Raw genomic sequence first — 10301 nt, 5'->3', positions numbered from 1 at the left:
GCCGCGATGCCGGCCGCGCGTGGCCGTTCGCCGATTGCACGGCGCGCCGCGCGGCTTCACTCGCCAAACAGACCAACACATCATGATCCAACCGTCCCGTATCGCCGCCGCCGTCGCCGGCGTGCTGTCCGCCGTGTCCGCGTTGTCCGCGAGCGCGGCGTCGCCGGCCGTTGCACCGACTGTTGCGCCAGCAAATGCAGCGGCGAACGCATCGGCCGCCGCCCCGGCCATCGAAGCAACGCCCGCTGCCTCCGCATCCACCCCCGCCGTGACGCTCGCGCCGGTCGCCGTCAAGGCGGCCCCCGACGCCGACGCCTCGCCCACCGCACTGAGCACGCGCTCGCTGAAACGCCGCATCGATCAGACGGCCGGCTCGGTCGGCTTCGTCGACGCGTCGTCCTACGCCGACCGCTACGCGTTCACGCTGCGCGACGTGCTGAAGGACGCGCCGGGCGTGTTCGTCGAGAACCGCTACGGGCAGGAGCTGCGCCTGTCGATCCGCGGCTCGGGCATCGCGCGCGGCTATCACGCGCGCGGCCTCGACATCCTGCAGGACGGCATCCCCACCAACCTCGCCGACGGCAGCGGCGATTACTACCAGATCGATCCGCTCGCGCTGCAGGCCACCGAGATCTACAAGGGCGGCAACGGCCTGCAATACGGCGCGTCCACGCTCGGCGGCGCGATCAACTTCGTCACGCCCACCGCCTACACGGCGCAGGCGCCGAACATCGTGCGCCTCGAAGGCGGCAGCTACGGCACGCTGCGCACCAGCGCGCAGCTCTCGCGCGTGATCGGCCCGCTCGATTTCCTCGCCACGTTCAGCGTCAATCACGCCGACGGCTGGCGCGACCACGAGCGCGGCCAGTACGAGCAGTTCAACGCGAACGTGGGCTACCGCTTCAGCCCGAGCGTGGAAACGCGCTTCTATGTCGGCGCGTACGTGGTGGACCAGAAGCTGCCCGGCTCGCTGTCGCTGTCGGACGCGCTGCACAACCCGACCGCCGCCGCGCCGAGCGCGCTGTCGGGCGATCAGGCGCGCAACACGCGCACCGAGCGGATCGCCAACCGCACCACCGTGCAGCTCGACGCCGGCCAGTTGCAGTTCGATACCTGGGCGATCCACAAGAGCCTGTATCACCCGATCTTCCAGGCGCTCGACCAGGACGGCTGGACCTACGGCTTCGCGCCGCGCTTCATCGCGCATCCGACGCTGGCCGGCATGCGCGACGAGCTGATCGTCGGCGCGCGCTTCTTCGGCGGGCGCACCCAGGCGAACCAGTATGTGAACGTGAACGGCGAGCGCGGCGCGCAGACGCTCGATTCCACGCAAACCGCCTTCAATTACGAGGCCTACGTGGAAAACCGGCTGTTCTTCCTGCCGACCGTGGCGCTGATGACGGGCGTGAAGGCACTGCATTCGGTGCGCGAATACGTCGACAACGGCGGCCTCGCCACCGATCCGGCCTACAAATCCACGCGCGCGTCGTACAGCGGCCTGAACCCGAAGCTCGGCCTGCTCTGGCAGCCGCAGCGCGACGTGCAGGCCTTCGTCGACATCACGCGCAGCCAGGACGTGCCCGATTTCACCGATCTCTCGCAGACGTTCTCCGCCACCACGCGCTTCACGCCGCTCGCGGCGCAGCACGCGTGGACGCTCGAACTCGGCACGCGCGGCACGCGCGACCGCGTGAGCTGGGACCTGACCGCCTACCGCTCGCTGGTGCGCGACCAGTTGCTGCAATACACCACCAATCCCGACATCCCGGCCGCCACGTTCAACGCGAACAAGACGGTGCTGCAGGGCATCGAGGCCGGGGCATCCGTCGATCTCTGGCGCGACGTGACGCGCAAGGGCGCGGGCGATCGCATCACGCTGTCGGGCGTCTGGAACCTCAGCGATTTCCGCTTCAAGGACGATCCGCAATACGGCTCGAACCGCATCGCCGGCGTGCCGCTGAACGTGCTGCGCGCCGTGCTCGGCTACGCGCGGCCGAACGGTTTCCACCTGTCGGCCAGCGTCGACTGGGTGCCGTCCGGCGGCTGGGCCGACGACGCCAACACGCTGCGCGTGCCGGGCTACACGGTGTTCGGCGTGCAGGCGGGGATGGATTTCCGCAACGGGCTGTCGATCTACATCGACGCGCGCAACCTGGCGAACAAGCGCTATGTGTCCGACGTCAGCACCATCGCCAACGCGCGCACCGCGTCGAGCACGGCGATCTTCTATCCGGGCGAGGGGCGCAGCGTGTTCGCGGGGATGCGGTACGCGTTCTGAGATGACCTTGAGCAGCGGCGGCGGCGGGGCAAAGGGCTTGATCGACTGGCCGCCGGGCCGCTACTGATTGGGCGTTGCGGGTGGGCTGTCGCGAGCGTTGGGACAGCCTCACTCGCGATTCATGAGGGATCCGGCACTGGCTCGCCGCCCCGCGCTCATTTCCTGATCGCGAAGTCGATTCGAAGTCGGACCGCGGCACGCCCATGTCCAATGCGCGCGCTACTTTGCGCGTCCGGCATCACGCTTCGGACGGCGCAAAGATCTCGCGAATCTTCTCGAGTGCATCGAGCGTGTGCAGCAAGTGTTGGCGTAATGCTTCCGACGCCTCTTCGTTGCGCTCCTTCTCCAGCAACGCAAGCACATGCAGGTGCTGCTTGGCATGCTCGACGTATCGCTCGCGATGCTGCATGGAGCGATAGGACAGCAGCCGCCGCACGCGGTTGACGCGACGAATGGTGTCGATGAAAAAGTCGTTGCCCGACGCTTCCACCAGCGATTCGTGAAAGCGCACGCCGCGCTCGTGCAACTGATCGGGCGTATCGGCTTCGATGCCGCCGGAAAGCAGATGTGTTTCCGCTTCCCGGCACCGGGCCAGCACCTTCGGCTCGAGACGGTAACCGGGCTCCAGCAGCGCGGCGGGCTCCAAGGCAAGGCGCAGCCGGTACGATTTCAGCAAGCTGTCGGGCGTCGTCAGCATCGACGAAAATTCCCACCCGTATCCCGGCTTGCGCTCGGCCCAGCCTTCCTGCGAGATGCGCCCGAGGACGGCGGTGGCTTGTGCGCTGGTCAAGCCATACCGCTGACGAATCATCTGCTCCGGAAACGCGTCCGGCAGCAGGCCTTTCAGCCGGTCGTCCGCTATCCGGAAATAGACCGAGCTGATCACGTCGGTTTCCGCCAGCCCCAGGTCGCCCATCACTTTCGACAACGGCTCCGTCACCGGCTGGGCGACGAAAAACCCGCGATTGCGTTCGCGCGTGAGCACCCCCTTTTCGTGGAGCAGCGCGAGCGCTTCGTTCACGGGGGAGCGCGACACCCGAAGCCGGTCGGCGAGCATCTGCGCCGGGAGATGCGTGCCGAGCGGCAACTGCTCCTCCCTGATGAGCTCGACGATTTGCGTGGCGATGTTTCGGTCAATCATGGTGTCTCGAACTGCTGGGCTTGGGAGGCGATCTTCGGTAGGCAGGAGGGCGCCTGCGGCGCCGCTTCGATGTCGCGGAACGGCCGGTTGTTCAGGCGCGCGCCGCAAATCGACCAAAAGCATACCACCGCGGCCAAGCCGCACCGCCACTGCGCGGGCAGGGCGCATCCCGATGCCAATCCGGCGCACAGTCGCTATACTGTGATTGCATATGTGCGTTTACAAATGCAATATATTTTGCGAGACGGGCTCGCCCGCTAACGATAGGAAAGCATTCGATGTTTGCATACGTAGGCTGCCGCACCACGCGCGAGCGCAACGCTCGCGGCGAGGGCATCAGCGTGTTCCGGGTGAATGCGCAGACCGGCGAACTGACGCTGGTTCAACTCGTCGCCGACCTGGTCAATCCCTCGTTCCTGGCGCTCAGCCGCGATGGCCGGTTCCTGTACACGGTTCACGGCGACGCGAGCGACATCAGCGCGTTCAAGGTCGACATGGAGGACGGCACGCTGAGCTTCCTGAACCGCCAGAGCACGGAAGGCAAGAATCCGGTGCATCTGGCCATCGATCCGACCGGCCGCTACATGGTGGTCTCCAACCATATCGGTGCAAGCTTGGCGGTGCTGCCCATTGCGGAGGATGGCAGGCTGGAGCCGGTCAGCCAGCTCGTGCATCTCGATGGCCCGATCGGCCCGCATCGCATCGAACAGAAGCAGGCCAAGCCTCACTTCAACCCGTTCGATCCGACAGGGCGTTTTGTCGTGGTGCCCGACAAAGGCCTCGACCGTACGTTTTCGTTCCGCTTCGAGGACGGTGAGCTGACTCCGGCAGCCACGCCGTTCGTGGTTTCGCGCGAGGGCGCAGGCCCGCGCCACATGGCGTTTCATCCGGTACGCCCGTTTGCCTGGGTGATCAACGAACTCGATTCGACCGTCACGGCATATCGCCACGATGCCGCGACCGGTGAGCTGGTTGCGCTCCAGGTGCTGTCCAGCCTGCCCGACACGTTCACGGGGAACAGCCGCGCCGCCGAAATCGAAGTGGATCGGCAGGGCCGGTTCGTCTACGCATCGAATCGCGGCCACGATTCCATCGCCGTGTTCGAAATCGACGAGGCCACCGGCCACCTCCGATTCGTTCGTACTGAACCGACCGGCGGGCGCACGCCGCGCTTCTTCGCGACCACGCCGGATGGCCGGCTCTGCTATGCCCTCAACGAGGACAGCGACACGATCGTCGCGTTCTCCGTCGATACCGCCAGCGGCCATCTGACGCCGACCGGCGCCTCGGCAAGCAGCGGAAGCCCGGTGTGCATGGTGTTCTCGACGCAGGCACGCGCCTGACGCCGTCCACTCGGCTTCGGCTTCGGCTGCCGGTGAGCCGCCGAGGCCGGGGCCGGGCCGTGTCCGGCGGACGCAGCCCGGCTCGGGTTCAGAAGCGGTGGCGGATGCCGACGCGCAGCGACATCTGGCGGTTCGTCGTCGACGGGGAGAGCCCCGTGATCTGGGCAACGGCGCGTTGCCCCGTGGAATCCGTGCCGCTCGCCTGTTCGAACGCGGCGATGGTGTAGATATCGGTCCGCTTGGAGAGCAGATAGTCGAGCCCGGCGCCCAGCAGGTGATAGTTCGCGCCACCCCGGCCGCCTGCGCCGCCATTTCGCGTGAAGTCGTAGGCGATGCCGCCGAGCAGCGTGGGCGTGAACTGATACTGCGCGTTGACTTCCACGTTATTGAACGACGCCGTGCCGCCATACCCGACCGGATTCGGCCCGGACGGCGAACCCAGCCCCACGAAGCGCGTGTTCGAATACGCGAGGTTCGTGCTGAACGCGCCCAGTTTCAGGCCGATGCCGGCTGCCGCGATGGCGAGACGGCTCGCTGACGCATAGCCGGCGAACACGGGATTGGACTCGGGCGCGGCGGCGCTGCCGAAGCTGCCCAGGTTGTTGCTCGTGGCCGGGCCCGCGTTCGGATTGGCGCCGAAGAACGACGTGTTCGGGTTGCGAATCGACAGGTACGCCGCGCCCATCGTGAGCGGCCCCTGGGCATAGGAACCGCCGGCGCCCCAAATGGAATTCTGCGCGACGGAACCTGGCGTGCCGCCGATGCCGAGCATCGCCTCCGCGGCGAAGCCGTGCCAGGCCTCGCTGCGGAACTTGATGGAATTGTTGGTCCGCCGGCTGTTCTGCGCGTTGTCCAGGTCGCCCGGGTGGGCCATCATGTAGCCGCCCCACTGCGGTGACGAGAGATACGGCCGGTAAAGGTCGACGACCGGGTCGTACTGCCTGCCGAGCGTGATCGTGCCGATCCGGCTCGCGATGCCGACGTAGGCCTGGCGCCCAAACATCGCGCCGCCCTGGTTCAGCACACCGTTATTGCTGTAGAAGCCGCTCTCCAGCAAGAACAGCGCCTTGATTCCGCCACCGAGGTTCTCGGTGCCGGTCAGCCCCCAGCGGCTGCCCTGCAAACCCGCGGAGCCCCCTTCGATCATGGCGATTTGGCGGCCACCCTTGAAGCCGTTGGCGGCGCGTGCCGTCTGCACGTTCGTCGTGTAGTTGATGCCATCGTCGACCACGCCGTAGAGCGCGACGCTGCTCTGTGCGAATGCCGATTGGCCGAATGTAATGAGGATGCCGAATTGAATGGCGCGAGTGTGCATCGAATAGTCTCCAAACCAGGCGTTATTGTTTTGCAGGAGGCGGGGTGGCCTCTCGTGTGGAACGAGCCGTGCGTTTCAGTGTGACTGGTTGACGGCGGGCGCCGCGGCTTCCGCGTGCGCTTTGTCCAGGCGAAGCAGGAGCGTCATCAGGAACGCCACCACGAGCAGGGCCGACAGGAAGAGCAGGCCCGGCGTGGCGCTGGCGCTCGTTCCCTTGATGTAGCCGATGGCGAACGGGCCGACGAATCCGCCGAGATTGCCGATCGAATTGATGACGGCAATCGACACCGCTGCCGTCGAGCGCGTCAGAAACAGCGTCGGGAGCGCCCAGAAAGGCGATTTGAACGCGTAGAGCCCGGCCAGACTCAGGCTGATCATCGCGATGGCGACGTAGGGGTTCCGCGTCAGCCCGGCGAAGAGCAAGGCCAGCGCGGCCAAGCCGAGCGGCAGGGCGGAGTGCAGGCGCCGTTCGCCGTGACGGTCGGAATGGCGCGACCACACGATCATGACCGCGGTTGCGAAGAGGTAGGGAATCGTCGCAATCAGCCCGACCTGCGTGTGGCTCAGATTCTTGGAGAACCCTTTGATGATTTGGGGCATCCAGTATCCGACACCGAGGCTGCCGCACTGGTACACGAAATAGATGAACGCCAGATAGAGCACTTTAGGATTGCTCATCGCCTTGAACGGGCCGAAATGCTTGGCCGCCGGCGTGGCCTGCGAATCGCGCCGCAACTCGCCTTGCAGCCAGTCCCGCTCGCGAGGCGTGAGCCATCGGGCGTCGGCCGGCTTATCGCTGAGGAACCGATAGCAGACGATGCCACCCAGGACAGCCGGCATGCCTTCCAGGACGAGCATCCAACGCCAGCTGCTCCAGTCGAGCCAGTGGACGTTGTCCATGATCCAGGTGCTCAACGGGGCGCCGACGATGTATGAGGCAGGGATGGCCGCCGTGAACAGCGCGACCGTGGTGGCGAGCTCCTTTGCGCGGAACCAGTACGTCAGATAGACGATGATGCCGGGGAAGAACCCGGCTTCCGAGACGCCGAGCAGGAAGCGCAGCACGTAGAGCTGATTCGCGGTTTGCACGAACGCCGAGGCCACGGAAACACAACCCCAGGTCACGAGGATGCGTGCAATCCAGACACGAGCGCCGAAGCGGGCCATCAGGACATTGCTCGGCACCTCGAACAGGAAGTAGCCGATGAAGAAGATGCCTGACACGACGCCGAAGGCCTCGCTGCTCAGGGCAAGCTCCTTGTTCATCTCCAGCGCCGCATAGCCGATGTTGGCGCGGTCGAGATAGGAAATCACGTACAGCACGAAAACGAGCGGAATGATTCGGAGTGCGATCTTGCGCACCAGGGCTCGCTCGTCAATGGGAACGGAATCGTTATGCATGCGGAGGTGACGCGGACGGTGCCGTTCGCGTGGCAGTTGGAGTCAGGGAATGGTCGGAGGTGAGTCCTTGATTGCATTTTTACACAGACATGTGCAAAATGCAGCAATGGAAAACACCGACGCCCCCGATATCGGCCGCCTGCACCTCGGCGGCGAGCCCCTCTGCTATGTCGACCTGCCGGGTCGCTTCGGCGCGGAGCTGAATACGCTGCCCGTGGTGCTTCGCCTGCTGCTTGAAAACGTCATGCGCAATACCGATGGCGACGAGCGCGCGCGCGCCGTCGGCGCCATCTTTGCCTGGCGCGAGCGAGGCAGCAGCGAACACGAAATCGCGTTCCAGCCGAACCGCGTGCTGATGCACGACACCACCAGCACGCCGGCGCTGGTCGACATCGCGGCGATGCGCGATGCGCTGGCGGAGGCGGGCGCCGATCCGGCCGCATTGAATCCGGTGCTGCCCGTCGATGCGTCGGTGGATCATTCGCTGGCAGTGGAATACTTCGGGCGTCCGGACGCGGCGCCCGCGAACCTGGCGCTCGAGCTGCGCCGCAATCGCGAGCGCTACAGCTTCCTGCGCTGGGCGTCTCAGGCGCTCACCGGCGTGCGGATCCATCCGCCCGGCACGGGCATCATGCACACGCTGAATCTCGAACAGCTTGCTACCGTCGCAACGCGTGTGATGCGCGACGGCGTGGCCTGGGCGGTGCCCGATACGCTGATCGGCACCGACAGTCACACGCCGATGATCAACGGCATCGGCGTGCTCGGCTGGGGCGTCGGTGGATTGGAGGCGCAGACGGTCATGTTCGGCATGCCGGTGATGCAGCGCATCCCCGATGTGATCGGGGTTCGCCTGACCGGCGCGCTGGCTGCGGGGGCGCTGGCGACCGACCTGGCGCTGACCGTGACGCAACGTCTGCGCGCCATCGGTGTGTCGGGCGAGTTCGTCGAATTCTTCGGGCCGGGCGTGTCGACGCTCAGCGCGGGCGAGCGTTCCGTGGTCGCCAACATGGCGCCGGAGTACGGCGCCACGACGGGCTTCTTCGCGGTGGATGCGCGCACGCTCGATTATCTGCGCGAGACGCGCCGCAGCGAGGCCGCAGTGCAGCTTGTGGAGGCGCTTGCGCGCGCCGCCGGCTTCTGGTTCGACCCGGCGGCCACGCCGCGCTACACGCGCACCGTCGAGATCGACCTCGGCGCCATCGGCATGCATGTCGCCGGCCCGCGCCGCCCCCAGGATCTACTCGATGTTTCCGCGGTGCCGAAGGTGCTCGCGGCACTCGCGTTCGAGCCGAGCGAGCCTCACGCGGCCATGCCGCGGCATCCGGTGGCCATCGCGGCCATCACGAGCTGCACGAACACGTCGGATCCGGCACTGCTGATTGCCGCGGGCCTGGTGGCGCGCAAGGCGCGCGCGCTTGGCTTGACCGTGCCGCCTTGGGTCAAGACGTCGCTCGGCCCGGGCTCGCCGGCCGCCGCGGCCTATCTGGCGCGAGCCGGCCTCATCGACGATCTGTCCGCCGTCGGCTTCGACATCGTCGGCTTTGGCTGCACGACCTGCATCGGGAATTCGGGGCCGCTGACCGAATCGATTCGGGACGCGCAGGCCGCGCAGCGCATTCAGCCGGTCGCTGCGCTTTCCGGCAACCGTAACTTCCCTGGCCGAATCCACCCCGACCTGGACCTCGGGTTCATCATGTCGCCCCCGCTCGTGATTGCCTTCGCGCTGGCGGGGGATGCCGAGATCGATGTCCATGCGGCGCCGCTGCAAACGGCCCCGGATGGCACGCCGGTGTTTCTGCGCGATGTGTGGCCGACGCGCGAGGACGTGGCGGCGCTCGTCGCGGCGGCCACCGTGGCGGACGACTATCCGAGCGCCTTCGCGGTGGCGAGCCGCAACCCGGCATGGCACGCGCTCGAGGCGCCTGCATCCGGCCGGTTTCCGTGGAACCCGGCATCGACGGCGCTGCGCCGCCCGCCGTTCGCCGCGGCGGATCAAGGAAGCCAATTGGGCCGGTTCCGCGCCTATCCGCTTCTGGTGCTGGGCGACGATGTCACCACGGATCACATTTCGCCGGCCAGCGCGATTCCGAAGGACAGCTTCGTTGCGGATTTTCTCGTGTCGCGCGGCGATGACCGTGACGACCTGAACGTGTTCGCGTCGCGCCGCGGGAACTGGGAGGTCATGATTCGCGCGGCGTTCTACAGCAAGACGCTCGTCAACACGCTGCAACCGGGGATGCCGGTCGCGCACACGCTGCACGTTCCGACCGGCGATGTCCTGCCGATCTTCGAAGTCGCACGGCGTTACGCGCAAGCCGGCGACGCCGTGGTGCTGGTGGCGGGCGAGCGCTACGGCACCGGCTCCTCGCGTGACTGGGCCGCAAAGGGGCAGCGTCTCCTCGGCATTCGCGCGGTGCTTGCGTCGAGTTTCGAGCGGATCCATCGCTCGAACCTGATCGGCATGGGGATTCTGCCGATCCGGCTCGCCGCGGGCATCCATCCCGACACGCTGGCGCTCGGCCCCGGCGATCGGCTGGACATCGACGCAGCCCCGGAATCTCTTGCCCCGCGGTGCACGATTCCCGTCCGTCTGGTGCGTGCCGATGGCCGAGTCGAGCATGTCGACGCAACAGCCGCGGTGGAAACCCAGCTCGAATGCACGCTGTTGAAATCGGGGGGCGTCATCCCTCACATTCTCCAAGGCAATCTTCGGCAGTCGGCGCGCATTCAGGCCGGCGAAGCAAGCCTGGCTCGCTGACCTGTCGCACGATCGGGCGCGCCCGCCGGCGCGCTCGCTTCCCTCGAATCCACGGTGTGCCG

6 protein-coding genes are annotated in these 10301 nt (G+C 66.7%); 3 read left to right on the top strand and 3 right to left on the bottom strand.

Going from position 1 to position 10301, the window contains the following annotated elements; translation table 11 throughout:
- Nucleotides 1–82 precede the first annotated feature (82 nt).
- Nucleotides 83–2278 (top strand): TonB-dependent receptor, encoded by a 2196-nt coding sequence (locus G3N92_RS10145; protein ID WP_206127329.1) that lies wholly within the window; start codon nucleotides 83–85, stop codon nucleotides 2276–2278.
- Between the two features lie 238 nt (nucleotides 2279–2516).
- Here the strand turns inward: G3N92_RS10145 and G3N92_RS10140 are convergent, their stop codons facing one another.
- On the bottom strand, nucleotides 2517–3419 hold the full coding sequence (locus G3N92_RS10140) for a GntR family transcriptional regulator (protein ID WP_206127328.1): 903 nt from the start codon (nucleotides 3417–3419) through the stop codon (nucleotides 2517–2519).
- Between the two features lie 278 nt (nucleotides 3420–3697).
- Between G3N92_RS10140 and G3N92_RS10135 the strand changes: the two genes are divergently transcribed.
- Nucleotides 3698–4762 (top strand): lactonase family protein, encoded by a 1065-nt coding sequence (locus tag G3N92_RS10135; RefSeq protein WP_206127327.1) that lies wholly within the window; start codon nucleotides 3698–3700, stop codon nucleotides 4760–4762.
- Nucleotides 4763–4850: 88 nt separating this feature from the next.
- Here G3N92_RS10135 and G3N92_RS10130 read toward each other — a convergent pair whose 3' ends face one another.
- A complete protein-coding gene (locus G3N92_RS10130; protein ID WP_206127326.1) occupies nucleotides 4851–6077 on the bottom strand; it encodes a porin in 1227 nt (408 codons plus the stop codon).
- A 75-nt stretch (nucleotides 6078–6152) separates the two neighbouring features.
- The gene (locus tag G3N92_RS10125) at nucleotides 6153–7478 is read right to left on the bottom strand and encodes an MFS transporter (protein ID WP_206127325.1); all 1326 of its coding nucleotides are present in this window, start codon (nucleotides 7476–7478) and stop codon (nucleotides 6153–6155) included.
- 106 nt (nucleotides 7479–7584) lie between these two features.
- Between G3N92_RS10125 and acnA the strand changes: the two genes are divergently transcribed.
- Nucleotides 7585–10239 carry an aconitate hydratase AcnA gene (gene acnA, locus G3N92_RS10120; protein ID WP_206127324.1) on the top strand — a complete coding sequence of 885 codons (2655 nt, stop codon included), beginning with the start codon at nucleotides 7585–7587 and terminating at the stop codon, nucleotides 10237–10239.
- The last annotated feature ends 62 nt before the right edge of the window (nucleotides 10240–10301 follow it).

It is taken from the genome of Burkholderia sp. Ac-20379, assembly GCF_017104645.1.
GTDB lineage: Bacteria > Pseudomonadota > Gammaproteobacteria > Burkholderiales > Burkholderiaceae > Burkholderia.
The sequence above is the reverse complement of the archived record's forward strand: the minus strand, read 5'-3'. Positions and strand labels throughout refer to the sequence as shown.